The following is a 24,878-nucleotide window of genomic DNA, read 5'->3' as shown; positions in this document are numbered from 1 at the left end:
CTACTTATCCGGTTCAGTATGGCGGCTCGGCCGGCCGCACAGCGCCTGGTCAGGGGCGTGTGTGCGGGTGAGGCAGGAATCCTGGCCGGTCACGGAAACATCGAGCGCATCTCCGCCGGCCCGGTCTGGGAGCGCTCCCACAGCCCGTGGGGTTCGCCTCACGGGCCGATTCCATCGGGGCTTGGCGAACCGCGGACCTCCGCCGGACGTGCGGAGGAAGGAGAGATGTGATGCGAAACCGGTTACGGACCCTGCTCCCGATCCTGGCGACGGCGGGTGTGCTGGCCGCCGCCGGGTGCACCGGCGGAGGCTCCCCTTCCGCCTCCCAGAGCTCCCAGGCGGGTGGCGCCCCGGCGACCGGCGCCGCCGCCGACCCCAACTCGCTTCCCCGCAACGAAACCCTGTACACCAGCGGCGTGCAGTGGGGACCGCCGGCGAACTACAACCCGATCCGCGAGTGGGACCACGCCGCCGGCACCAAGGGCCTGGTCTACGAGACCCTGTTCCACTTCGACACCACCACCCTCAAACTCACCCCCTGGCTGGCCGAAAGCGGCTCCTGGACCGACGACACGACCTACACGCTGAAACTCCGGCCAGGGATCAAGTGGTCCGACGGCACCCCGTTCACCGCCAAGGACGTCGCGTTCACCTACGAACTCGGCAAGATGGAGACCAGCCCGTACCACCAGTTGTGGGAGTGGCTGAAGAACGCCGAGGCGGTCGACGACCAGACGGTGAAGTTCACCTTCTCCACCGCCAACTACCAGGAATGGGACTTCAACCTCTACGGCCGCGCCATCGTCCCCCAGCACATCTGGAGCAAGCTCTCGGAGGAGGACGTGCTGAACGGTGTGAACGACGACGCCGTCGGCACCGGCGCCTACAAGTTCCTCAGCAAGGACCAGGACCGCGTCGTGCTCCAGCGCCGTGACGACTGGTGGGGCAAGACGGCGCTGAAGATGGAGCCCAAGCCCAAGTACATCGTCGACATCGTCAACGGCAGCAACGAGGTCGCGATGGGCCTGCTGCTGCAGAAGGGCCTGGACCTCAGCAACAACTTCCTGCCCGGCATCGCCAACCTCGTGCAGGGCGGCAAGTTCGGCATCACCACCTACTACAACGAGCCGCCGTACATGCTGTCGGCCAACACCGCCTGGCTGGTGCCCAACACCAAGAAGAAGCCGATGGACGATCCGGCGTTCCGCAGGGCGCTGGCCGCCTCGATCGACACCAAGAAGATCGTGGAAGGCGTCTACGGCAACCTGGTCAAGGCCTCCGACCCGACCGGGCTGCTGCCGCAGTGGGACCAGTACATCGACAAGACCCTGACCGGCGGCGCGGGCTTCTCCTTCGACAAGGCCAAGGCCAAGAAGCTGCTCGCCGACGCCGGCTACAAGGACGGCGACGGCGACGGGTTCGTGGAGAACAAGGACGGCTCCAAGATCAGCCTGAGCCTCATCGTGCCGTCCGGCTGGACGGACTGGATGGAGGCGTCCCGGTCGATCGCCGGCAGCGCCAAGGACGCCGGAATCAACATCACCCCGGACTTCCCCGACTTCAACGCCCTGGTGGAAAAGCGCGGCAAGGGCGATTTCGACCTGGTCATCAACAACGAGCGGCAACTGTCCAACAGTCCGTTCACCTACTACCAGTACGTGTTCCAGTTGCCGGTGAACAAGGTGCAGAACACCGTCAACTTCGGCCGCTACGAGAACAAGAAGGCCTGGGAGCTGGTGCAGAAGCTCGACCAGGTCAAGACCGACGACGTCGAGGGCATGAAGTCGATCCTGTCGGAGATCGAGAAGATCCACCTGGACGAACTTCCGGCCATTCCGCTCTGGTACAACGGCCTGTGGTCGCAGACCAGCACGGCCGTGTGGAAGAACTGGCCCTCCTCGGCCCAGGGTGCGCCGAAGACCCCGGCCGTCACCTGGCGCAACTGGTGGGAGCTCGGCGGCTTCGAGACGCTGACCCAGCTCCAGCCCGCGGGCTCCTGAACTCGCATGCCGCCGCCCCTCCCCCTCCCGCCCGCGCGCGAGGGGGAGGGGCCTGCCCGGGAGGCATCTCGTGCGTCGTTACTTCGGCCGGAAACTACTGATCTACGGGCTGACGTTCGTCGTCGCCGTCACGGTCAACTGGATGATCCCGCGTTTCATGCCCGGCGACCCGGTCGCGAGCATGCTGGCCCGGGCCAACGTGTCCCAGCCGCAGGCCGTGGAGGCCATGCGCTCGTACTACTCCAGCCTGTTCGGGTTCGACCAGCCGCTGTGGCGGCAGTACCTGAACTTCTGGGGCGCCCTGTTCCGCGGCGACTTCGGCACCAGCATCTGGGTGTTCCCCACGCCGGTCGGCACCGTCATCATGGGAGCCGTGCCCTACACCCTGGGCCTGATGATCCCCTCGGTGCTGCTCAGCTACTTCGTCGGCAACCGCGTCGGCGCGTACGCGGCCCGGCGCAAGCTGCTGGACAACACCGTGCTGCCGATCGGCTACGTGCTGACCGCCACCCCGTACATGTGGCTGGCCGTGCTGCTGGCCTGGGGGCTCGGCGTCGTCGCCGGCCTCTTCCCGGTCGCCGGGGGCTACAGCTTCTCCATCCGGCCGAACTGGTCGCTGGACTTCCTGCTCGACCTGCTGCACCACTGGGTGCTGCCGTTCTTCTCGCTCTTCCTGGTCGCACTCGGAGGCTGGGCCATCGGGATGCGCAACATGATCATTTATGAGCTGGAGTCGGACTACTCCACCTACCTGTCCGCGCTCGGCGCGCCGCAGCGGCTGATCCGCAGGTACGCGTTCCGCAACGCCGTCCTCCCGCAGATCACCGGGCTGGCGCTCCAGCTCGGCGTGCTGGTGGCCGGCGCGCTGGTCACCGAGATCGTGTTCTCCTATCCGGGCCTCGGCAGCCTCATCCTCAAGGCGATCCAGAACCAGGACTTCTTCCTGCTGCAGGGCATCTTCCTGTTCATCGTGCTCGGCGTGCTGGTCGCCAACTTCGTCATCGACATCGTCTACGTGCTGGTCGACCCACGGACGCGCACGGGAATGGCGGGTGCGTCGGCATGACCGGACCACGCGAGACGCGGACACCTACGGGAACGGCGGGTGCGTCGGCATGACCGCTCTGCAGGAGATCTCCACCCGCAGGACGCCCGCCCCGGGCAGCGCCCGCCGCGAGGCGCTGTACTTCGCCCTGCGCAACCCCAAACTGATCGTCGGCGTCTCCGTCGTGCTGGTGTTCCTGCTGGCCGGCATCGTCGGCCCGCTGCTGGTGAGCGGCGCGCCCAACGAGTACGTCGGCCGGCCGATGGACCCGCCGTCCGCGCGGTACTGGTTCGGCACCACGACCTTCGGCCAGGACGTCTTCGCCCAGTTCGTCCACGGCCTGCGCACGACCTTCCTGGTCGGCGTCCTCGGCGGTGGGGTGGCGGCGATCGTCGGCATGGTGGTCGGCTTCGTGGCCGGCTACCGCGGCGGGATGGTCGACGAGGTGCTCAACATGATCACCAACATCATCCTGGTGCTGCCCGCGCTGGCCGTGCTGCTGATCGTCAACGCCTACCTGGGCATCCGCAGCGTCGGCGCCCAGGCGCTGTTCATCGGCCTGACCTCCTGGCCCTGGGCGGCCCGCGCCATCCGCGCGCAGACCTTCTCGCTGCGCGGACGGGACTTCGTCGACCTCGCCCGGCTGAGCGGCGCGAACACCTGGAAGATCATCACCAGGGAGATCGGGCCGAACATGAGCTCCTACCTGCTGCTGACCTTCATCCTGTTGTTCGGCAACTCCATCCTGATCGCCTCCTCGCTCGACTTCATCGGCCTCGGGCCGACCGAGGGCGTCTCGCTGGGCCTGATGTTGCAGAACGCCGGCCAGTGGAGCGCCATGCAACTCGGCCTGTGGTGGTGGTTCGTCCCGCCCGGCGCCGCCATCACCGCCATCGTCGGCGCGTTGTACGTTGCGAACGTGGGCCTCGACGAGGTCTTCAACCCGAAACTGAGGCGGACATGAGCCTGCGCGTCAGCGACCTGAGGGTGCACTACACGACGCTGAAGGGCGACGTGCGGGCGCTCGACGGGGTCTCCTTCGAGGTGGGGGACGGCGAGATCCTGGGCGTCGCGGGGGAGTCGGGGTGCGGCAAGACGACCCTCGGCAAGAGCCTCATCCGGCTGGACGGCCGGATGCGCCACGTCGGCGGCGAGGTCGAACTGGACGGCGAGAAGCTGCCCATCGGCGACGACCGGCGGATGAACCCGTTCCGCTTCCACAAGGTCTCGCTCGTCCCGCAGTACTCGATGAGCGCGATGAACCCGACCCGCAAGATCGGGAAGATGGTCGGCGAGCTGCTCAGGTCGCGCGGCGTGCCGCTCGACCAGGCCAAGCTGGAGGGCCGCCTGGAGCTGGTGGGCCTGTCGCCCGAGGTGCTGCGCCGCTACCCGATCGAGCTGTCCGGCGGCATGAAGCAGCGGATGGTGATGGTCATCTCGACGCTGCTGGACCCCTCGCTGCTGATCGCCGACGAGATCACCTCCGCCCTCGACGTCTCGACGCAGAAGGCGGTGGCCACCGCGCTGGCCGGCTTCCGCGACGGCGGGGTGGTGAAGAGCATGGTGTTCATCACCCACGACATCTCGCTCACCTACCAGATCGCCGACACGATCATGGTGATGTACGCCGGGAAGCTCGCGGAGAAGGCGCCGGCCAAGACGATCGTCGAGTCGCCCCGGCACCCCTACACCAAGCTGCTGATCGACTCGCTGCCCGAGGTGGGCGTCCGGCACACCGAGCGGCGGCTGACCGGCATCCCGGGCGGCCCGCCCTCCCTGCTCGACCCGCCGGCCGGGTGCCGGTTCCGCGACCGGTGCCCGCTCGCCTTCGACCGGTGCGTCCAGGAGCCGCCGGCGCGCGAGGTCGAGCCCGGCCACGTCGTCGCGTGCTGGAAGGCGGACGCCTGATGCTGGAACTGGACAACGTGACCAAGGTGTTCAAGGTCGGCGCGTTCGGCGGCACGACGCTGACCGCCGTCGACCGGGTCAGCTTCGAGGTCCGCCAGGGCGAGGTGGTGTCGCTGATCGGGCAGAGCGGCAGCGGCAAGAGCACACTGGGCCGCATGATCCTCGGCCTGACCCCGGTCACCGGCGGGACGATCACCTTCGACGGCGCCCCGGTCAAGCCCGGCAAGGCGTACTACCGCAACGTGCAGGGCGTGTTCCAGGACCCGTTCAGCACGTTCAACCCCGTCTTCAAGGCCGACCGGGTCTTCGCCATGATCCGCGAGGCGTACTTCCCCGGCGTGCCCGACGCCGACTGGACCGACCGCCTGGACGCCGCGCTGCGGGACGTGCGGCTCGACCCCGGCCAGGTGCTCGGCAGGTTCCCCCACCAGCTCAGCGGCGGCCAGCTGCAGCGCCTGCTCATCGCCCGCGCCCTGCTGCTGGACATCCGGCTGCTGGTGGCCGACGAGATCACCAGCATGCTGGACGCCTCCACCCGCATCGACGTGCTCAACGTGCTCGCCGACCTCAAGGAGCGCGGCCTCGGCGTGCTCTACATCACCCACGACCTGTCCCTCGGCCACTACCTGGCCGAGCGGACCGTCGTGCTGCGGCACGGCGAGGTGGTGGAGACCGGCCCGACCGAGGCCGTCTTCACCCGCCCGCTGCACCCCTACACCCGTCAGCTGCTGTCGGCGGTGCCGCGGCTGCACGCCCCGTGGGAGGATGCCGAGCCGGTCGAGGCCTGCCTCTACCACAAGCACGGCGCCTCCGGGCGGTTGTACGCCGCCGAGGAGGACCACCTCGTCGCCTGCGCCAGGCTGGGCGACTGCCCTAAGGAGAGCTAGTTTGAGCGCCTATCGTGCACTGCACGACGGCTGGACCCTCACCGCCGCCGACGCGGACGTCCCGATCTCGGACGTGCCAGGCGACGGTGTCCCGAACTCGGACGAGCCGGGCGCCGGTGGCCCCATCTCGGGGTTGCCGGGCACGGGTGTCCCGATCTCCGGGGTGCCGGCGGCGGTTCCCGGGTGCGTGCACACCGACCTGCTCGCGGCAGGGCTGATCGAGGACCCCTACCTCGACGACAACGAGACCCGGCTGTCGTGGATCGGCCGCACCGAATGGGTGTACGAGACCTCCTTCGCCTGGGCCCCGGACGAGCACGAGCGCACCGACCTGGTCTGCGCCGGCCTGGACACCGTGGCCACGGTCGTGCTCAACGGCGTCGAGGTGGGCCGCACCGCCAACCAGCACCGGTCCTACCGCTTCCCGGTGCGCCACCTGCTGCGCGAGGGGGACAACACCCTCAGCGTGCGCTTCGCCTCCGCCTACGCCTACGCCGAGGCGCAGAGGGCGGCCCTCGGCGACCGGCCCGGCGCCTACGACGAGCCCTACCAGTTCATCCGCAAGATGGCCTGCAACTTCGGCTGGGACTGGGGGCCGACGGTGGTCACCGCCGGCATCTGGCGGCCGATCGGTCTGTCGAGCTGGTCGGGCGCCCGGCTGGCCGAGGTGCGTCCGCTGGTCACCACCGACGGCCGCACCGGCCACGTCGAGGTCCGCGTACGGGCCGAGCGCACCACCGAGGAGCCGCACGAGATCACCGCCGAGGTGGCCGGAATCCAGGCTCGGGCGCTTCTGGCCCCGGGCGCCCGGGAGGCGGTGCTGCGGCTGGAGGTGCCCGACCCCGAGCTGTGGTGGCCGCGCGGCCACGGCGGCCAGGCCAGGTACGACCTCACCGTCAGCATGGGCGAAGAGCGGTGGCACCGGCGCATCGGCTTCCGCTCGGTCGAGTTGGACCGCGACGCGTTCGCCATCTCGGTGAACGGCCGGCCGGTGTTCGTCCGCGGCGTCAACTGGATCCCCGACGACTGCTTCCCCTCCCGCGTCACCCGCGACCGCCTGGCCGCCCGCCTCGGCCAGGCGGTCGAGATGAACGTCAACCTGCTGCGCGTCTGGGGCGGCGGCCTGTACGAGAGCGAGGACTTCTACGACCTCGCCGACTCCCTCGGCCTGCTGGTGTGGCAGGACTTCCCGTTCGCCTGCGCCGCCTACCCGGAGGAGGAGCCGTTCCGCTCCGAGGTGGCGGCCGAGGCGCGCGAGAACGTCTCCCGGCTCGCCCCGCACCCGAGCCTCGTGCTGTGGTGCGGCAACAACGAGAACCTGGAGGGCCACGCCGACTGGGGGTGGCGCGACCGGCTCGGCGGCCGCAGCTGGGGCGCCGGCTTCTACCACGACCTGCTGCCCTCGATCGTCGCCGAGCTGGACCCGACCCGCCCGTACTGGCCCGGCAGCCCGTACTCCGGCGCCCCGGACCTGCCGCCCAACGACCCCGCACATGGCACGATCCACATCTGGGACGTGTGGAACCGCGAGGACTACACCCGGTACGCCGAGTACCGGCCCCGGTTCGCCGCCGAGTTCGGCTTCCAAGGCCCGCCGGCCTACGCCACGCTGCGCCGCGCGGTCAGCGGCGAATTGTCGGCCGACGCCCCGCTGGTCCTGCACCACCAGAAGGCCATAGACGGCAACGCCAAACTCCTGCGCGGCCTCGCCGACCACCTGCCCCGCCCGCGAGCCTCCACCGACGGACACCACCCGACCAAGCCCAAGGGCACCGACGCCGGAACGCATCCGCCCCGGCCAGAGGGTGCCGACGGCGGTCACGATGTGGCCCGGCCGGAGAGTACCGACAACGGTCTATACGTGCGCCGGCCGGAGGGTGTCGAGGAGTGGCATTACCTGACCCGGCCGGAGAGGTTCGACGACTGGCACTACCTGACCCAGGTCAACCAGGCCCGCGCCGTCGCCTTCGGCATCGGCTGGTTCCGCACCCTGGCGCCGTACTGTTCCGGCACCATCATGTGGCAGCTCAACGACTGCTGGCCGGTCACCTCCTGGTCGGCCGTCGACGGCGACGCCCGGCGCAAGCCCCTCTGGTACGCCCTGCGCCGCGTCTACGCCGACCGCATCCTGGAGATCCGGGACGGCGCCGTGGTGGCGGTCAACGACTCAGACGCGCCCTGGCGCGGCGACCTGTCGGTGATCCGGTACGCCCTCGGGGGTGAGCCGCTGGCCAAGGGCACCTTCCAGGTGGCCGCCGAGCCCCGCTCGGTGGCTCGCGTCGAACTGCCCCGCCCCCTGGCCACACCCGGCGACCCGGCCGCCGAGGTGCTCGCCGCCCGCCTGGACGACCGGCGGGCGCTCACGTTCTTCGCCGAGGACGCGGCGGTCGCCTTCCCCGCGGCCGACTTCGACGCCCGCGCCGAACCGGCCACGGGCGGCTACCGGGTCACCGTGACCGCACGGACGATCGTCCGCGAGCTGGCCCTGTTCCCCGACCGCCTCGACCCGGCCGCCGAGGTCGACGACATGCTCCTCACCCTCCTCCCCGGCGAAACGGCGACCTTCCACGTCACCACCACCCGCGCCCTCGACCCCGCCGCCCTGACCACCCCGCCCGTCCTGCGCTGCCTGAACGAGCCCGCCGCAGGGTGAGACGCCGGAGTCCCGTGCGACACATCGCGGCCTCCCACGCCTGCCATCACACCGGGAGGCCGCCGCACGTGAATACTCCGTTGACCTAGACCGCGGTCTAGCATCTAGCGTTCGCGGCATGGCAAGCCACTGGATCACCAGCGCGGCCGGCCCTCCGCCGGCGTAGAGGGCAGCGAGATGGGCCAGGTCCGTCTCGCCGGGCCCGGCTCTCCATGGTGCTCCCGAGCCCGCGACCAGGACGCCGGCGTTCGGGGGCTTCACCGGCCCGTTCTCGAAGGGGGCCTCATGGTCACGGGGACGTGCTTCGGACACGGACGAGAGAGGGAGATCATGCATCACGGGGGTTGGTACTTCCGATTACTGGGTCCGGTCGAGGTGTGGGACGACGACGGCCCGATCACTCTGCGCCGACGCGCCCAACGCTGCCTGCTGGGCCTGTTGCTGCTGGAAACGGGGCGGGTCGTGCCGGTGGACCGACTGCTGGAACTGCTCTGGGACGGCGAGCCGCCGGACCAGGCCCGGGGGAGCCTGCACAGTCACGTCGCCAGGCTCCGGGGGACGCTCGATCCCGACCGGGCCGGATCCCGGGGGTTCCGGCTGCTGCGCCGGGGTGACGGATACCTGGCCGAGACCCACTTCAACGCGGTGGACGTCCATCGATTCCATGACCTGGTGGGACGGTCCCGTCGTGCGGCGGGCCCCAAAGAGCGGTCTCGGCTGCTGAGGGGCGCGCTGTCGTACTGGCGTGGGCCGTTGCTCGCCGATGCCGCTACGGATCGGCTGCGGGACCGGGTGGGCACCGGCCTTGAGGAGCTTCGGTTGTCGGCGACCGAGTCGTGGGTCGACGCCGAACTGGAGTGCGGCCGGCATCGCGAGCTCCTCCCGGAGCTCGCCGACCTGGTGCGGCGCCATCCTTTCAGGGAGGCACTGATCCGGGCGTACATGCTCGCGTTGTACCGCGACGGCCGTCAGCCGGACGCGCTGGCGGCGTACCGGACGGCCCGCCGGTGGTTCGGGCGGGAACTGGGCCTCGATCCGACGAGAGAACTCCAGGACCTGCACGACCGGATGATCCGCGCGGACGACTCCCTCCACTTCGCGCCTTCACGCTCTCACGCTCTGGGCGCCTGACCCCGTTCGCGGCGAGCCGCCGGGATGAGCAGCGGTCGTGGCAAGTCCGCGTCAAGCCGTGGTCGTCATCCTTCCAGGACAGCGGTCACCGCTCAGGCGCCGAGCGGTGCTCACGACATCGCATCAGTGGCCTTGGTGAGGCAACGGGATTCGCGAAACTCTCGCGCGCACTTCTCCGCCGCCGAGCGATACAGCCACAGATACAGAGGAGAGACATGTCCAGATCAAAAATCATGGCCGGACTGCTGGCCGGCATCGTCACCGTGATCGTGGCCGCCACCGGCCCGAGCCAGGCGATGGCCGACTCCAGCACCGACATCGGCCCTGGTCCGACGGTGATCGGCCCCGGTCCCACTACGGCGCGGGCGGACTCGTCAGGCGATCTCCCCGCGCCTCCTGCGCATCGAGTGCGCATCGAGCTCACCAACTCGGGAGGAGCGACGAGCGAGCAGGGGGGCGCCCCCAAGGCAGGAATCGCATCCCTCGCCGGTGGCGCCTATGGCAGCCCCAAGTATCGCTCCAGCTACTACGACGGCTCGAACGGCGCCGCGTTCTTGTGGCGGGCGCCCGGTTGTGGCTGGTGGAACTTCGGCAGCACGAGCCAGTTCAACCCTGTGATCAACGATCGTCTCACGTCTGTCGACAACAACAGTGCCAGCTACCTTGACCTGTACAACTGGACCGGTACCTGGACCTACATGGGCACCATATTTCCCTGGACGGCGGGCAATCTCCCCTCCGCCTACAACAACATCGTCGACGCGGTAGACATCAGCTGCTGAGCGGCTCGCGCAACAAGGCACAGTGATCGGTTCGCAACATGATCCCGGCCGCCATCTGGCGGCCGGGATCCACCGCGGTCAGAGTCGTGCCGATTGAGACCGACCACATCCGGCCATCTCTGAACCGGAGTTCTCCGTACGTGACCACATGACGATGCTGAGCTCACGGAGGATTCAGCGTTCCAGTGATGAGGCCCATGGCGAGAGAGGACGCCGTCATGAAACCGTGTTCGCCGGTCGCACGCAGCTCGGCCTCGAAGAGGAACAGGTCGCGCCAGAGGTGGCCGTATCGGTGCTGGTCGTCGAGGGGGAGCCGGGGGACGTGGGCGCGACGGGGGTCGAAGCGGCTGACGCCTGACTGCGTGGCACCGCCGCCGGCCGACAACGTGCGGATGAACCCGGCGAGGAAATAGGGATCCAGGCGATCAGGGTGGGGTCTCAGCAGCGTGAGACGCGGGCCGAGGAGGAGCTCCGGCACCTCCACCACCCTGGTCGCGATCTCCCGGTCGCGGGTCGCGACCACCACGTCACCCGCCTTGATCATGACCCTGTCCTCCGGGTGTGCGCGCGTCATCGGCTGCCCGCCGGTGAAGACCTGACCGGCTTCGAGCACAAGGTGACCGGCGCCTTCGGCGTCGTAGCGGCCGGACTGGAGGATGGAAAGGGCGCCGGTGCGTTCGAGCTCGGACAGCGCGACCATCGGCATCTCACGCGCGTGGCCGGGAACCGCCTCGGGAACCAGCGCCGCGAGGCGTTCCAGGCGGCCCAGGAAATCGGCCCGGACCGCGAGGTAGTCGCCCGGTTGCCCGTCGGCGACGCCGACGTGCCGGGCCGGGCTGATGTCGACGTCCTCGTCGACCAGGTCGATGATCGGGACGGTGCGGCTCTCACCGGGCACGTCGACAGCCAGATCGGGATCGCGGCAGAACTCCCGCCACCGGTCCGCTATCGCGCCGAACGCGGCCGGCTCGGCCATCGCCATCAGCACGCGCGACGGCGTGCGGTCATCGCCGGCGGGCTTGCGCAGCACCCAGACGTGCACGGGCAGGCCGGTGCCGGGTGCGATCTTCGGCGGGAGGCCGATCACCGCCTGGACGGCGCCGCGGCGGAGCAGGTTGCTGCGGATCCGGCGACCGGATCGCCGGTTCGCGGCGATCTCCGGCATGAGCAGCACCGCCACGCCCCCGGGCCGCAGATGCGCCAGCGCGTGCTGCACCCAGGCCAGTTCGGACTCCGACTTGGGCGGCAGGCCGTACTCCCAGCGCGGGTCGCTCGCCAGCTCCTCGTAGCCCCAGTTGCGCTCGTTGAACGGCGGATGGCACACCACCGCGTCCACGACGAGGCCCGGCCAGGCGTCCTGGCGAAGAGAGTCACCGGTCTTCACGCTGCCGTCCACCTCGGACAGGGCCAGGCGCGCCTGCGCCAGCCGGGCCAGCGGCTCTTCGTACTCCTGCCCGTACGCCCGGTCGGCCTGGGTCGTCACGGCCAGGAGCGTCCCCAGTCCGCAGGCCGGGTCCAGGACCGTCGTGACGTCAGGGCCGGTCAGCTCGGCCATGAAAGCCGCCACCTCGGCGGGCGTCTCGGCCAGCCGCCGCGACTGGACGTCGGCGAAGCGGTCGACCAGAAACCGGACCACCTCCGCGGCGCCCTGCTCCTCGGCGTACTGCTTGATCAGCTTCCAGGCGGGCCGCGGGACCAGCCGCGCCTTTCCTCGGCCGTGCAGCAGCTCGGTCGCCTCGGCGACCACCTCTCCAAGGCGCAGATCGTCGGCCGCCATCCTGATGTGCTGCCAGACCCGCTCACGCAGCGGCAGTTCCTCGACCTTGCCCTGGCCGAGCAGCCACGCCTCGACGGCCTTGAGAGAGAACGTCGGACTGGTCGCCGTCCCGCCGACCGGCTCGGGAAAGTCCTCGTACCGCCGCCGCCAGTTGCTCACGGCCGCCCGGCCGACACCCGCCATCCGCGCGATGTCGGCCGAGGTGATCGTCGCCTCGTCCCCGCTGATCGCCGGCCTCCCGGTCTTCCGCACCCGGCGCGTCCTCGCGCCGGTCCTCCTGTGTGGAAGCCAACGTAGCCCAAGAGCCTCTGCCTACAAGGTTACGGGTCGGAAACACGTGTATGCCATTCACGCTCCCGCGTGACCGCGCGGGTGTGCGGGCGCGATACTCCAGCGACACGACAATGGATGGTGGGCATGAGCGGGTCGAAGCGCAGGGTTCGGATTCTGGCCGATGAGGAGACCGCGGCGTTTCTGGCGGACGAGCTGGCCGCTGCGGGGGAGAGCGTGGTCGACCGGGCGCCCGTGGCCGACCCGGGCCGGCTGGCCCTGGACCTGGGCACGGTGGAGTCGATCGTCGCCCTGGTCTCGGCGCTTTTCATCGAGGGGCCGATCATCCCCCGGCTGTGGGAGCGCATGCGGTCGGGCAAGACGCAGAAACTGGTCTTCGAGGGACCCCTGCGCAAGGTGACGATCGAGGCGAAGAGCGACCTGACCCAGGAGGAGATCAAGGCGGCGTTCCGGCTGGTGACCGGCATGGTCGAGCCGTGAGCACGGTCTTCGGCGACTTCGACCCGCGATTCCCCGGCATCGCGCTCACGGCGGGTTCGGCCGAAAGGTGGGACCAGTTGCGGCGTTACGCGCTCGGGCCCGACGTGCCGGGGCGGTTGTCCGAGCTGGACGATCGGGCCTTCCTGGACGCCGTCTCCAGTACGTCCGTGCTCTCCCACGAGATGCGGCATTTCCATGACTTCCTGCTGTCTCCGGCAGGGGCACGGCATATGCGCACGCGCGTGGTGCTGGGCCTGAACGTGCTCCAGCTTCTCATCAACCTGCGTGAGAACGGCATCTGGGACCGCGCGGACGCGTTACCCGTGCCGATCACCACCTGGTGCCGCATGTCACCGGGTGAGCGTGAGGACTGGGCGGCCACGCTCGCCGACATGGGGGTGCGGCTCCGGTTACCGATGGATCTACCGCTTCTTCCCGACAAGCCTGACTACTCCATCTACACGAAGACGAACGTCATGCCGACGGATGCGACCAGCCTGGCGCATCTCGTCACCGTGTGCGAGGGGTATCGCGCCCGGCTCGTCGAGACGCCTGTGGCGGGTAGCGGCTTCACGGCGGCGCACCTGAAGGAGGCCTCTGCTTTCCTCGTCCAGGCGCAGGACGCGTCCGACTCCCTCGGACCTGACGTCGCGGAGCGCTTCCTGGCCCTCATGACGGCGGCCGGCAACCGGTACGGCGTGGCCCTGCGTTACCTGGGCAACGCCTTCGCCCTTGCCGGTGCGCCCCCGATGTCCGATCTCATGGCGATGTTCACCGGCTGGGTGCTGCTGGGCGACCCGGTCGCGGCGCAGGACCAGGCCGATCCTCTGATCCGGTTCGCGCTGCTCACCAAGGCGATGCACGCGACCGGCCCCCGCGCGTTCTTCGGGGACGGGGACACGACCCGCGCGTTCGCCCGGTGGGACGAGTTGACCGGGCAGCCGTCCACCCTCGATGCCCTGCGCGAGTCATTGGACCGCGACGAGCGTTCCCTCGCGTCGTTCCGCGCATCAACCGACCACGTACAGCCTGACCTCGCCGACTGGGTGACCGGAATCCTGGACGGCTACCAGGAGTTCGTCCACGCCCGGCGCCTCATGGTGGGCGTCTTCCTCGGTCGGCCGTGGGCCTATCTGTCACCGGCCGGCTATCTGCGCAACGCCGAGCACTGGGTGGCGCCGCAGCTCAGGGTGACCTTCCTCGGGAACTCGGCGCTGGACATGGGCACGGCCACCGACCGCGGGTGGGCGGTGGCCCACGGGTTCGAGGACTCCGGCGGCCGGTCCATCGCCAAGGTGATCTACACCGACGCCGAGCCGGCGGGGGTGCCGTGCATCAGCCGGGAGGGCGCGGACGGGCTGCACTCCCTGTTCGCGGCGGCCGACGTGATCGTCGGCCCCAGCCCCGCGGACGCCTCCGAGGTGGAACTCCTCCTCGCCCAGAAGATCGTCGGAGACGACGTCACCCTCACCCGCCTCTTCTGAACCGAGGCGGCGGACTGGCGTACGACTGCGCGACGTGGGGGTATGGACGTGAACGACGCCGGGTGGCGAGACATCACGCGGCGGGCGCCCGCGAGTCCGGCTGACCTCGCCTACGCGACGTCGGGCCGGGTCATCAGTGGTGATCGCAGGTGGGACGCCAGGCTGGGGGTGGTCAGGGGCACGATGTTCCACGTGGCCACCGCTGTCGCCGTGTCGGCGTCGACCATCAGCCGCACGCGGTGCGGGGTCGTGATGACGTAGAGGTCGGCGACGAACGTGGTGCCCTGCCAGGCGCCGGCCGCGACGACGGGGCGGCCGAGCGGTGAACTCTCCCGCCATTCGCCGTGGCCGACTGCGATGTCGAGTAAAGACCCGAGTCGCAGGAGCCACCCACCGTGCACGGGATCGACGATCACCGTGGTCCCGTCGGGCAGAGCCGAACCCTCGGTGGCGGCGTCGATGCTCGCCTTGACGGAACGCTCCGGCGCGGCCGAACCCGGCACCGGCGCGAGTGACAGCCGCCGCAGCCGATCGGCGAGGATCTCGTCGTCCCGCGTGCCGCCCGCCTGGTCCATGCCGGGCAGCAGGCACTCCCATATCGCGTCGAGGATCACCTGCGCCTGCCTGTGGGCGCCGGTCACGGCGACCACGAGGTCGTGGGACGGGACGACCACGCAGAGCTGGCCGAAGGAGCCGTCACCGTGGTACCCGTGACGCGACACCCAGAACTGGTAGCCGTAGCCGCGAAGGTAGTCGGCGTCTCCCGACCCGTCCTCGAATGGCAGGGTGTCGATGTGCCGTCTGGTCGCGAGCTCCACCCATTCGTGCGGGACGAGCCGCCGGTCGCCCCAGAGGCCTCCGCGCAGCAGCAGTTCCCCGAAGGCGGCGACGGCCTCGGTCGTGAGGTGCAGCCCGTGGAATCCGAAGGCGGCGCCGCTCGCCACCCGATCCCATTCGGCGTGCTCGACGCCCATCGGCGTGAAGAGGCGCTCGTCGAGCAGTTCCGGCAGGCCGCGGCCGGTGACCCGTTCCACCATCCGGGCCAGGACGAAGGTGGTCGCGTTGTCGTAGGCGTGCCGCGTTCCCTCGGGCTCGGTAAACGGCACGCGCAGGAAGCCCTTCACCAGGTCGCCCGGTTCGAGTCGCCATGCCTCGGCAAGGCTGTCCGTGCGGCGCCCGGTCGTCATGGACAGCAGGTGGTGAACGGTGAGGCGGCGTCCCTGCTCCGAGATGCCGGCCGGAACGTGGTCGGGCAGCACGTCCACCACCCGATCGTCCAGCGAGAGCAGCCCGTCGCCGATCGCGAGCCCCACGGCGATCGCGGTGAACGACTTGGTCAGCGAGTAGAGCAGGTGTGGACGTTCCGCTGAGTACGGCGCCCACCAGCCTTCGGCGACGACATGACCGTGGCGCACGACCATGATCGAGTGACACTCGACGGATCGCTCGTCGAGCCGGTCCAGCAGCGCGGCGACCCCACAGGACGACACCCCCGACGCGGCCGGCGTCGCCCGCGGCAGCAGGGCACGCTGAGAGGACATCCAGGAACCGTAACAAGACCGCCCCGATCATGGCGCGGGATATATGGCCAGGGCGATCACCTGCTGTGGCTGAGAGCTCCGAGCGGGCTTGGGTCGGCCGCCTGCTTTGCGACGTGGAATCTCAGGTGCGTCACGTTCGGTGACTCGAGCGACCTCTCTCGTTCCAGCTCGATGTGATCGGTGCCCAGGTGGTCGAAGAGCCGGGTGCCCGAACCGAGCAGCACGGGCACCAGTTGAATCTGGATCTCGTCCACGAGTCCGGCCCTCACGAACTGCTGTGCGGTGTTCGCCCCACCCATGATGAGGACGTTCTTGTCGCGCGCCGCGGCCCGGGCCTGCCGGAGCACGCTTTCGACCCCGTCAGGGACGAAGGTGAACGCCGCGCTTCTCATGACCAACCGTTCGCGGGCTTCATGGGTGACCACGTAGCACGGCACGGGGAACGGAGTGTCCCCCCACAGTTCCACTCCCACGTCGAACGTGCGCCTGCCCAGCACAACAGCGCCGGTCGACGCGAGAATCTCCTGTGCGACCTGGGCGTCCACTCCATTCGGTGATGTGCCGCCGGCGGCCGTGGCCCGATCCGAACCGCTGGTGAACAGCCACTCGTGGAGCCGCTCACCGCCTTCCCCCATGGGGTGCTCGGCGGTCACATCGGGTCCGGCGCTGAAGCCGTCCACTGACACACTCATGTTCAGCACGACGTTCGTCATGGGGCCCGCCTTTCGCTCGTCCCTGACCGTAGGACGGGATCCGGTTCAGCCGTAAGGTCCAGTTCCACGCCGCTCGACCGGGCCGGTTCCCGGTCACACCTGTCGCAGGTCGGCCGAACCGGTCATCGGGCCGATCTCTGGTCGTTCGGCCGGAACGGCTTGCCGCTCCAGCGCGGCGGGTGTAATCGTCATCACGTTCTGTGGCCGTTCGTTTGCCGGAGGGGTCGTCGTGGGAGTGCAAGGACGGCGCATCGGTCGCTCAGGAGTGGACTTCACGCGGCGGCGCATGTGGGCCTTCGCGCGCGGCCGAGTTTCTTGATCGGAGGCAACTGCTGTGACTACATGCATGCCCCTGGCCTCCATCTGTGCGAAAATCGTACACATGGCTGAGGTCGACGAGAAGACGCTTGGTGCCAGAGTCCGGGAGGCGCGCGAGCGGGCCGGCTTGAAACAGGGCGAACTCGCTCAGCTCGTGGGCCTTGAGCGAACGGCGGTCAACAAGATCGAATGCGGAGTCCGCAAGGTCAGCGCGCTTGAGTTGTCGGACATCGCGGCGTCCCTTGGCGTGAGCATGGCCTCCTTCTTCGCGGAGCCCATTCCAGCGCTGGTCTCTCATCGCTCTGGCCAAGGCCTGGATACGGCAGACTCGAAGATCGACAGACTCTTGGCGAATATCGCCGCCGATGTCGAGTTCGTGAATGGACTGGCCCCAGACGAACTCGCGCTGCCTGACGATGGCTTGGCGCCGTCGCCCCCTCCCAGAACGCCATCGGACGCCGACGCTCTAGCGATCGCCGCGCGGACGATGCTCGGCCTCTCTGATGCAGAACCCATCCATGACCTGGTGGGGAAGGCCGCAACGATCGGTCTTCTGGTCTTCTCCATCGACCTGGGAGTCGATACGGCCGACGCAGGGACGATCTTGCTCCGTCGTGGCGGGGTCGCCCTGGTGAACAGCCATAACGAGGTGGGACGCCGCCGCCTCGCAGCGGCTCACGAGTTGGGTCACTACCTGATCGCTGACGAGTACACCGTCGACTGGAGAGTCGCCGACCGACAGAGCGGTGACCTTGAGCCGCGCCTGGACAGGTTCGCGCGGTCGCTGCTGCTGCCCGAGCGCGGAGTGCGCGCCGCGTGGGCTGAGTGCGAGACGCGTGAGCTTCGCGAAGCCGCGGTGCTCCTTGCGAGCAGGTTCCGGGTCGACATGGCGACGCTCGCCAGAAGGCTTGAAGAGCTGGATCTCCTCGACGGGGAAGGCGCCGCACTGGTCCGAGGTGTCGTCACGACTCGTGCCGATATCGTGGAACTCGGGCTGATCGTCGCAGCCGACCTTGAAGGTACGAGTCTGCCTGTCTCCTATCAGAAGGCGGTCCTGTGCGCGACTCGCGACGAACGGATCAGCCAGGAACGTACGCTTGAGCTACTCCATGGCACTTTCACCGAATCCGATCTGCCCGCGCGCCGGGTGCGCAGGGAGGACGAGATCTGGAAGTTCGTGTCGTGACACCGACACCAATGTCGGACGCGTTGGTCTTCGATACCGGTCCGCTACGGCATTTCGCATTGAATGGGTGGTTGGGCGTTCTGAAGTTTCTCGCCGGCGACCGCCCCGTTGTCTTCCCAGAGAGTGTCGAACGGGAACTCAAGAGTCAGGTTCACTATCACCCCGCCTTGCATCAGGTCCTCGACGCAGGGTGGATCACTGTCGACCGCAGCAACGACATGGGCTTCCTGGCTGCCTTCGCGGGCTACGAGCAGCGACTGGTCGCCGACGGGCGCAATCGCGGCGAATGCGGAGTGCTCGCTCTCGGGAAGACCCGCGGGTTCGAGGTGGTGCTCGATGACAGCGTTCCACGCACCATCGCCGAAGAGGAACACATCCGCGTCACAGCGACTCTTCCGCTGCTCTGCAGTGCGATCAGGGAAGGTCAGCTGACTGTGCGGATGGTGGAGGCGCTTGCCGATGATCTGATCTCGGGTAAGTATTTCCTCCCATTCGGTCCCGGTGGCTTCCGGCGATGGGCGCAGGAGGAAGGGCATATCGAATACGAATGAGCGGGCATCTCGAAGCGCTGGTGGCTATTCGGGAATGCCTGCGGATCGCTGATCGCGGACCGTAGTGTCGCAGACAGTGCCGCGCCTCTGGGAGTGCGGAAGTGAGGCCGGGACTACCGAGGGATATCGGGTGCCCGGCCTTCGCGTTTTTGGGGCGGGGGCGGGCTTCGCTACTGCTGGGCGTGGCGGAGGGCGGTCATGATGGGGGTGCGGAGGGCGGGGGAGAGGGCGATGGTGGCGGCTGAGGTGGCGGTGTGGGGGGTGTCGTCCTGGTCGAGGACCAGGCCGCCGGCCTCGCGGACGAGGAGGACGCCCGCCATCGTGTCCCAGGGCTGGTTGGCCAGGATGATGGTCGCGTCGAGTTTGCCCTGCGCCACCCACGCCAGGTCGATGGCCGCGGTGCCGATCATCCTGATGCGCTGCGCCTGCCCGCCGAGCCGGGCGAGCAGGGTCATCCGCACGCGGTTCTTCGCCTCCGCGTCCGGACCGACGGCGAAGTCGCCGATCGAGATCATCGCCTCGGACAGGTCCCGCGTCTCCGAGGCGCGGATGCGCGCGTCTCCCATGTACGCCCCGTGCCCGGCGGCGGCGGTGTAGTCGACGCCGAGGAACGGCAGGTCGATCGCCGCCAGCACGCTGTTCTCGCCCTTGACGAGGGCCAGGGACACCGCGCACAGCGGGATGCCACGGGCGAAGTTCGCCGTGCCGTCCACCGGGTCGAGGGCCCACCACAGCGCGTCGCCGCCGGAGCCGGTGCGTCCGCGTTCCTCGCCGAGGATCGCGATCTCGGGGGTCTCGCGGGACAGGAAGCCGCGCACCGCGTCCTCGACGGCGAGGTCGACGTCGGTCACCATGTCGCGGTCGCCCTTCGCCACGACCGACCGCGGGGCCCGGGCCTGGATGATCCGGTGCGCCGTCGCGACGGCCTCCCTGGCGATGGGCAGCAGCTCGAGGTGGTCGGCCATGTCAGGCGTCCGCGGGGTCGAGCCGGCCGTGGCTGAAGGCGTCGAGGTGCGGCAGGTGGTGTCCGAGCCGGTCCCGTTTGGCGATCAGGTAGCGCAGGTTGTGGTCGGTCGCCTGGGCGAGGAGCGGAACCCGGGCCGCCACCGTGACGCCGTGCGATTCGAGGGCGTGGATCTTATCGGAGTTGTTGGACATCAACCGGATCGACTGGATGTCCAGGTATTTCAGCACCCGGGCGGCCGGGCCGAAGTCGCGGGTGTCCACCGGCAGGTCCAGCGCGGTGGCCGAGTCGACGGTGTCCAGTCCGTCGTGGTCCTGCAGCACGTGGGTGCGCACCTTGGCGACCAGGCCGATGCCGCGGCCCTCGTGCCCGCGCAGGTACACCAGCACGCCGCTTCCGGCCTGGACGATCGCGTCGAGCGCGGCGTTGAGCTGGTCGCCGCACTCGCACCGCATCGCGTCGAAGATGTCGCCCGTCACGCATTCGGAATGCACCCGGACCAGGACGTTCTCCCGCATCTTCGTCTCACCGTAAACGAGGGCGAGATGTTCGTGCCCGTCGATCGGGTCGCGGAAGGCGACCGAGCGGAAGGTGCCGCGGCGCGTCACCAGATCGGCCTCGGCGACGTCCTCGTCCGAGATGCTGAGGTCACCCATCTGTCTCTCCTCGTTGCCCGACGTCCGGCGTTCGGCGGCTGAAGCTGGATGTTGCGAGATCGGGGGTGGTGCCCCAGGCTGGCGGCCTATGGACGACTCCGCGTACCTGCTGCCGCTGGCCACCACGAACGAAGTACGGGATCGGCGCGCCGAGGTGGCGCTGCTGCCCATCGGCAGTTTCGAGCAGCATGGGCCTTTCCTCCCGCTGGCCACCGACACGATCGTCGCCTGTACGATCGCCGGCGCGGTCGCGGCGGCGCATAACGTGCTGCTCCTGCCGCCGGTCACCGTCTCCTGTTCGCACGAGCACGAGCACGCGGCCTGGCCGGGGACGGTCAGCATCTCGGCCGCGACGCTGTACGCCGTGGTCCGCGACATCGCGGCCTCGCTGCAGCGGTCGGGCATCACCAGGCTGGTGTTGGTCAACGGCCATGGCGGGAACTACGTGCTGGGCAACGTCGTCCAGGAGTCCGCCGGGTCCGGGATGCGGATGGCGGTGTTCCCGGGCGCCGCCGACTGGGAGGCGGCGTGGGCCGCGGCGGGCCTTGAGACCTCCGCCTGGAGCGACATGCACGCGGGCGAGCTGGAGACGTCCATTCTGCTGCACGCGCATCCGCGGCTGGTCCGGCCCGGTTACGAGTCGGGCGACCAGATGGCCGACGACCGTCAGCATCTGCTCACCCTCGGCATGGCGGCGTACACGGACTCGGGCGTCATCGGCAGGCCGTCACTGGCTTCGGCGGGCAAGGGCAAGGCCGTCCTTGCGAGCCTGACCGGGTCGTTCGGCGACTACCTCGCCGTCCTCGGCTCGTAGCGCGGCAGAAGGCACCGGTGCCGAAGCCAGTGCCGAAGCCGGTGACGGTGAAGGTGAAGGTGACGGTACGCGGCCGGCGGGGCGGGTGCCGCGACGCAGCAGCAGGACGACGGCGCCGGGCAGGCTCGCGACGAAGGCGAGCACCCCGTACACCACGGCGGTGGTGAGCCCCTGATGAGCACCGAGCCCCACCGCGCCGAACGCCAGCGCGGAGAACGCCTCGCGCGGCCCGAAGCCGCCGACGTTCACCGGCAGAGCCATCACGAGCAGCGCCAGCAGCGCCAGCGGGAGGAGCCGCCCGATCGGCGCGGCCGAGCCCGCGGTGCGCGCGGCGACGACGAACATCGCGACGTACCCGAGCAGCACCAGGGCGGACAACCCCAGCACGCCCGGCCAGGCGTCCCGGGCCAGCAGGCCGCGGCGCGCGTCCGCCAGGGCGGTCGTGACCGCGCGACGCCAGCGCGGAACGTCCTTCCTGCGCCAAGCCCAGGCCGCGAGCGCCCCTGCGGCGGCGAGCCCGCCCAGCAGGGCGGCGGTGACCCCGAGTCCGGGCAGGACGGCGCGGGCGAGGGTCGCGGCCAGCGAGGGCTCGACCAGCAGCGCGGTCACCCCGGCCCCGATCAGGACGACCTGCCCGGCGGTCCGCTCCAGCACCACGGCGCGGACGCCTCGGCCGACGTCACCGGCGTACCGGCCGTGACGGACCGCGCGGTGCGCGTCGCCGAGCACGCCGGCCGGGAGTACGGCGTTGAGGAACAGCGCCCGGTAGTAGTCCGCGACCGCGGTGAGCACCGGCAGCGGCAGGCCGAGCCGGCGCGTCAGCAGCCGCCACCGCCAGACGCCGAGCAGGGTGGTCAGCAGGCCGATCGCCAGCGCTGCCAGCACCGCCGGGCCGTCGACCAGCCGGAACCCGTCGACGAACGCGCCGGTGCCGAGCCGCCACACCAGCACGACCAGGATGGCCGCCGCGACCACCAGGCGCAGCCAGGGCCACATCCGGCTCATCAACGGCGTTCACCGCGCGCGGTTTCACCGTCGGGCGGGTCATTGTGGTCCGCCAGTGGGGCGGGGACCGGCTCGACGGGTTCGGCGCCGGGGGGGTCATTGTGGTCCGCCAGTGGGGCGGGGACCGGCTCGACGGGTTCGGCGCCGGGGGGAAGCGCGAGCAGGTCGTCGTGCCACACCACGACCCGCAGCGCGCCGTCCGCGCACGCTTCCAGCCTGCGCGCGAGGTAGGCCCGGCCTTCCGCCGCGAGGTCAGGGCGCTGCTCGCAGGCGGCGCCGACCCAGCCGCGCAACCACTCCGCGGTCAGCGTTCGCTGGTCGGCGCCGAGTCGCCAGGGGCTGGGCCGGGTGAGCACCGTGGCCCCCTGCCGGGTGAAGGCCGCCGTGGCGACGGCGGACGCGTCCGGTCCGAGCAGGCGGCGGCCACCGGTGACCCGGCGCTGGTGGGCGTTGAAGGCGGCGGCGAGGTCGGCGTCGAGCAGGTCGGCCGGGTCCAGCTCGACCCGGCCCACCACCGACAGGGTCAGCAACGCGGGCCGCCGGGCCTGGGTGCAGGCGCCGGCGAGGGCGTCCACCTCCTCGGCGGTGAGCAGGTCGAGCAGCGCGGAGGCGGTCACCAGCGAGGTGCCGGACAGGTCGCCGGGGCCGAGCCGGGTGAGGTCGCCTTGTTCGATGCGCACCGTGACCGGGGTGCCGTCGCCGGCCGGGCCGCGGACCCCGGAGGCGGCGAGGGCGAGCAGGCCGGGGTCCCGGTCGTGCAGGATCCAGTGCTGCGGGCCGGGCAGCCGGGCGGCCAGCCACCGTCCCATGGCTCCGGTGCCGCATCCGAGATCACGGATGACCAGCGGGCCGGCCGGTGAGCCCCCACTGGTTTCCGGGTCCGCGCCCGTTCCCGAGGCCGCGCCCGTTCCCGAGGCCGCGCTCGTTCGCGGAGCCGGGCCCGTTCCCGCGTCTGCGGCCGTGTCCGGCTTCGCGTTTCTTACCAGGTTCGCGCTCGTTCCCGGGGTCGTACCCGTGCCTGGTCCAGTGCCCGTACCAGAGCCGGCCAGCCAGGCGCGCAGCGGGTCGAGCAGGCCGGGCGCGCGGGCCGCGGCGTCAGCGGCCTCGCGCAGTGCCAGCCAGCGCGGGCTGTAGGAGGGCGCGGTCACGTCGCCGGCCAGGGCTGTCGCCGGAGCCGTTCCAGCACCTCCGCCATGCGCCGTGACGTCACGTCCCATCCGTCCAGCATGTCACGTCTGTCACACGCCGACCCCTTGATCCGTTTTCTTAGGCCGGGCTCGCCGAGCCAGCGGCGCAGCGCGTCCGCGAGCGCCGCCGGGTCCTCCGGGGGCGTCAGCACCCCCGGGACGCCGCCGTCGGGCGCGTGGCCCAGGGTCTCCGGCACCGCGTCCACGGCGGTCGCCAGCACGGGGATCCCGCGAGCCAGCGCCTCGGTCACCACCATGCCGTAGGTCTCACCCCGCGAGGCCAGCACCACCAGGTCGGCGGCGGCATAGCTCGCGGCGAGCGCCTCGCCGGTGCGCGGGCCGGCGAGCCGTACCCGATCCTCGAGGCCGAGCGAGGCGATCAGCTCCCGGAGGTGCGTGACGTACTCGGGCCGGCGGTTCAGGGTCCCGACGAGGTCGCAGCTCCACGGCAGGCCGGTCAGCGTCCCGAGAGCCCGCAGGAGCAGGTCCTGTCCCTTGCGCGGGGTGAGCGCGGCCACACAGAGGAGCCGGGACGCGCCGTCGGTGCCGGGCGCGAGCGGCGCGGGGTCGGCGCCGGGCGGGGCGACGTGGACCCGATGCGGGTCGAGGCCGTGGTGGCGGATCAGTGTGCGCCCGGCCCACGGGCTGGTCGCCACCACCGCGGTGGCCGCGCGCAGCGTCGTCCGCTCGCCCGCGTCGAGCTCCCCGGCCGCCGCGGGCGCGATGCCGGTCTCGGCGGCCAGCGGCAGGTGGACCAGCACCGCCAGGCGCAACCGGCGCGCCTGCGGGAGGACGACCTCGGGGACGCCGCACGCCACCAGCCCGTCCATCAGCACCACGGCGCCGTCGGCGAGCGCGGCGAGCGCCCGTCCCAGCTCCGTCCGGGCGTCCGCGCCGGGTGAGGGCCAGTCGCCGCCGACGGCGACCTCGTGGACCCGCCAGCCCTCGTCCTTCAGGCCCTGACACACGCGCCGGTCGTAGGTGTTGCCGCCGCTGGGCACGGTCGCGTCGTCCACGTCACCGGGGAGGAAGACGTGCACCGAGCGCGCTGCCGTGCCGGTGGACGCGGCGACGGGCGAGCTCAAAGCGCGCGCTCGTAGCTCGCCCAGGCGACGTGCGACTCGTGCAGGGTGACGGTGATCCCGGCCAGCCCGTGCGCCCCCTCGCCCAGCCGGCCCGCGCGCGCCCGGTCGGCGAGCCGGTCGGCGATGACCTTGGCGAGGAATTCGGTCGTGGTGTTGGTCCCGGCGAAGGCCGGCTCGTCGTCCAGGTTGCGGAAGGTCAGCTCGCCGAGCACGGCCTTGAGCTCCTCGGTGGCCAGGGCGATGTCGACCACGATGTTGTCGCCGTCGAGCTCGGCCCGGCGGAACGTCGCGTCCACGACGAACGTCGCGCCGTGCAACCGCCGAGCCGGGCCGAAGACCTCGCCGTGGAAGCTGTGCGCGACCATCATGTGGTCGCGAACGGTGACACTGAACAATGAGTTCATCCTCCAGGAGGTCGGC

Annotated in this window: 22 protein-coding genes; 13 read left to right on the top strand and 9 right to left on the bottom strand. The window is 70.2% G+C overall.

The annotated features are described in order from the left end of the window. Positions 1-230: 230 nt before the first annotated feature. The 8 genes from ACFQSB_RS00635 to ACFQSB_RS00600 all read left to right on the top strand — a co-directional run bounded on the left by ACFQSB_RS00635 (position 231) and on the right by ACFQSB_RS00600 (position 10,406). On the top strand, positions 231-2,000 hold the full coding sequence (locus ACFQSB_RS00635) for an ABC transporter substrate-binding protein (RefSeq protein WP_380823718.1): 1,770 nt from the start codon (positions 231-233) through the stop codon (positions 1,998-2,000). Positions 2,001-2,070: 70 nt separating this feature from the next. Then, complete coding sequence (locus tag ACFQSB_RS00630) at positions 2,071-3,066, top strand: ABC transporter permease (protein WP_380823717.1); 996 nt, start codon at positions 2,071-2,073, stop codon at positions 3,064-3,066. A gap of 49 nt (positions 3,067-3,115) precedes the next feature. Continuing rightward, entirely contained in the window at positions 3,116-4,009 is an 894-nt protein-coding gene (locus ACFQSB_RS00625; protein WP_380823716.1) for an ABC transporter permease, read from the top strand. Continuing rightward, a complete protein-coding gene (locus ACFQSB_RS00620) occupies positions 4,006-4,953 on the top strand; it encodes an ABC transporter ATP-binding protein (RefSeq protein ID WP_380823715.1) in 948 nt (315 codons plus the stop codon). Before ACFQSB_RS00625 ends, ACFQSB_RS00620 begins: the two co-directional genes overlap by 4 nt. Continuing rightward, positions 4,953-5,840, top strand: a complete 888-nt coding sequence (locus ACFQSB_RS00615) for an ABC transporter ATP-binding protein (protein ID WP_380823714.1) — start codon at positions 4,953-4,955, stop codon at positions 5,838-5,840. Before ACFQSB_RS00620 ends, ACFQSB_RS00615 begins: the two co-directional genes overlap by 1 nt. 1 nt (position 5,841) lies before the next feature. Beyond that, the gene (locus tag ACFQSB_RS00610; RefSeq protein WP_380823713.1) at positions 5,842-8,493 is read left to right on the top strand and encodes a glycoside hydrolase family 2 protein; all 2,652 of its coding nucleotides are present in this window, start codon (positions 5,842-5,844) and stop codon (positions 8,491-8,493) included. A gap of 330 nt (positions 8,494-8,823) precedes the next feature. Continuing rightward, positions 8,824-9,624, top strand: coding sequence for an AfsR/SARP family transcriptional regulator (locus ACFQSB_RS00605; protein WP_380823712.1), 801 nt, complete (start codon positions 8,824-8,826; stop codon positions 9,622-9,624). Positions 9,625-9,839: 215 nt separating this feature from the next. Then, on the top strand, positions 9,840-10,406 hold the full coding sequence (locus tag ACFQSB_RS00600; protein WP_380823711.1) for a hypothetical protein: 567 nt from the start codon (positions 9,840-9,842) through the stop codon (positions 10,404-10,406). Between the two features lie 163 nt (positions 10,407-10,569). Here ACFQSB_RS00600 and ACFQSB_RS00595 read toward each other — a convergent pair whose 3' ends face one another. Beyond that, positions 10,570-12,435 carry a class I SAM-dependent DNA methyltransferase gene (locus ACFQSB_RS00595; protein WP_380823710.1) on the bottom strand — a complete coding sequence of 622 codons (1,866 nt, stop codon included), beginning with the start codon at positions 12,433-12,435 and terminating at the stop codon, positions 10,570-10,572. Positions 12,436-12,600: 165 nt separating this feature from the next. On the opposite strand from ACFQSB_RS00595, the gene ACFQSB_RS00590 reads away from it, so the two are divergent. Further along, positions 12,601-12,954, top strand: a complete 354-nt coding sequence (locus tag ACFQSB_RS00590; RefSeq protein WP_380823709.1) for a hypothetical protein — start codon at positions 12,601-12,603, stop codon at positions 12,952-12,954. Then, positions 12,951-14,438, top strand: coding sequence for a hypothetical protein (locus ACFQSB_RS00585; protein ID WP_380823708.1), 1,488 nt, complete (start codon positions 12,951-12,953; stop codon positions 14,436-14,438). The genes ACFQSB_RS00590 and ACFQSB_RS00585 overlap by 4 nt, the downstream gene beginning before the upstream one ends. A gap of 110 nt (positions 14,439-14,548) precedes the next feature. Here ACFQSB_RS00585 and ACFQSB_RS00580 read toward each other — a convergent pair whose 3' ends face one another. Beyond that, complete coding sequence (locus ACFQSB_RS00580) at positions 14,549-15,979, bottom strand: serine hydrolase domain-containing protein (protein WP_380823707.1); 1,431 nt, start codon at positions 15,977-15,979, stop codon at positions 14,549-14,551. A gap of 56 nt (positions 15,980-16,035) precedes the next feature. Then, positions 16,036-16,692, bottom strand: a complete 657-nt coding sequence (locus tag ACFQSB_RS00575) for a dihydrofolate reductase family protein (protein WP_380823706.1) — start codon at positions 16,690-16,692, stop codon at positions 16,036-16,038. Between the two features lie 382 nt (positions 16,693-17,074). On the opposite strand from ACFQSB_RS00575, the gene ACFQSB_RS00570 reads away from it, so the two are divergent. Together ACFQSB_RS00570 and ACFQSB_RS00565 are read left to right on the top strand one after the other, a co-directional pair. Further along, positions 17,075-18,196, top strand: a complete 1,122-nt coding sequence (locus ACFQSB_RS00570) for an ImmA/IrrE family metallo-endopeptidase (RefSeq protein WP_380823705.1) — start codon at positions 17,075-17,077, stop codon at positions 18,194-18,196. 71 nt (positions 18,197-18,267) lie between these two features. Further along, positions 18,268-18,747 carry a hypothetical protein gene (locus ACFQSB_RS00565; protein WP_380823704.1) on the top strand — a complete coding sequence of 160 codons (480 nt, stop codon included), beginning with the start codon at positions 18,268-18,270 and terminating at the stop codon, positions 18,745-18,747. A 170-nt stretch (positions 18,748-18,917) separates the two neighbouring features. Here the strand turns inward: ACFQSB_RS00565 and ACFQSB_RS00560 are convergent, their stop codons facing one another. Then, positions 18,918-19,712, bottom strand: a complete 795-nt coding sequence (locus ACFQSB_RS00560) for an inositol monophosphatase family protein (protein ID WP_380823703.1) — start codon at positions 19,710-19,712, stop codon at positions 18,918-18,920. Between the two features lies 1 nt (position 19,713). Continuing rightward, a complete protein-coding gene (locus tag ACFQSB_RS00555; protein ID WP_380823702.1) occupies positions 19,714-20,367 on the bottom strand; it encodes a GTP cyclohydrolase II in 654 nt (217 codons plus the stop codon). Positions 20,368-20,455: 88 nt separating this feature from the next. Here ACFQSB_RS00555 and ACFQSB_RS00550 point away from each other — a divergent pair, with 88 nt between their 5' ends. Continuing rightward, entirely contained in the window at positions 20,456-21,181 is a 726-nt protein-coding gene (locus ACFQSB_RS00550) for a creatininase family protein (protein ID WP_380823701.1), read from the top strand. Here the strand turns inward: ACFQSB_RS00550 and ACFQSB_RS00545 are convergent. From ACFQSB_RS00545 to ACFQSB_RS00530, 4 genes are read right to left on the bottom strand one after another with little or no spacing between them, the layout of a single operon-like run. Further along, the gene (locus ACFQSB_RS00545) at positions 21,095-22,186 is read right to left on the bottom strand and encodes a lysylphosphatidylglycerol synthase transmembrane domain-containing protein (protein WP_380823700.1); all 1,092 of its coding nucleotides are present in this window, start codon (positions 22,184-22,186) and stop codon (positions 21,095-21,097) included. The genes ACFQSB_RS00550 and ACFQSB_RS00545 overlap by 87 nt on opposite strands. Further along, positions 22,186-23,403: a class I SAM-dependent methyltransferase gene (locus ACFQSB_RS00540; RefSeq protein ID WP_380823699.1), complete on the bottom strand. Its 1,218-nt coding sequence runs from the start codon at positions 23,401-23,403 to the stop codon at positions 22,186-22,188. The genes ACFQSB_RS00545 and ACFQSB_RS00540 overlap by 1 nt, the downstream gene beginning before the upstream one ends. Then, on the bottom strand, positions 23,331-24,458 hold the full coding sequence (locus ACFQSB_RS00535; RefSeq protein ID WP_380823698.1) for a glycosyltransferase family 4 protein: 1,128 nt from the start codon (positions 24,456-24,458) through the stop codon (positions 23,331-23,333). The genes ACFQSB_RS00540 and ACFQSB_RS00535 overlap by 73 nt, the downstream gene beginning before the upstream one ends. Further along, positions 24,455-24,853 (bottom strand): 6-pyruvoyl trahydropterin synthase family protein, encoded by a 399-nt coding sequence (locus tag ACFQSB_RS00530; RefSeq protein WP_380823697.1) that lies wholly within the window; start codon positions 24,851-24,853, stop codon positions 24,455-24,457. The genes ACFQSB_RS00535 and ACFQSB_RS00530 overlap by 4 nt, the downstream gene beginning before the upstream one ends. Positions 24,854-24,878 lie beyond the last annotated feature (25 nt).

Origin of the sequence: Sphaerisporangium rhizosphaerae, from assembly GCF_042665155.1 — a bacterium.
Classification (GTDB): domain Bacteria; phylum Actinomycetota; class Actinomycetes; order Streptosporangiales; family Streptosporangiaceae; genus Sphaerisporangium; species Sphaerisporangium rhizosphaerae.
The sequence above is the reverse complement of the archived record's forward strand: the minus strand, read 5'-3'. Positions and strand labels throughout refer to the sequence as shown.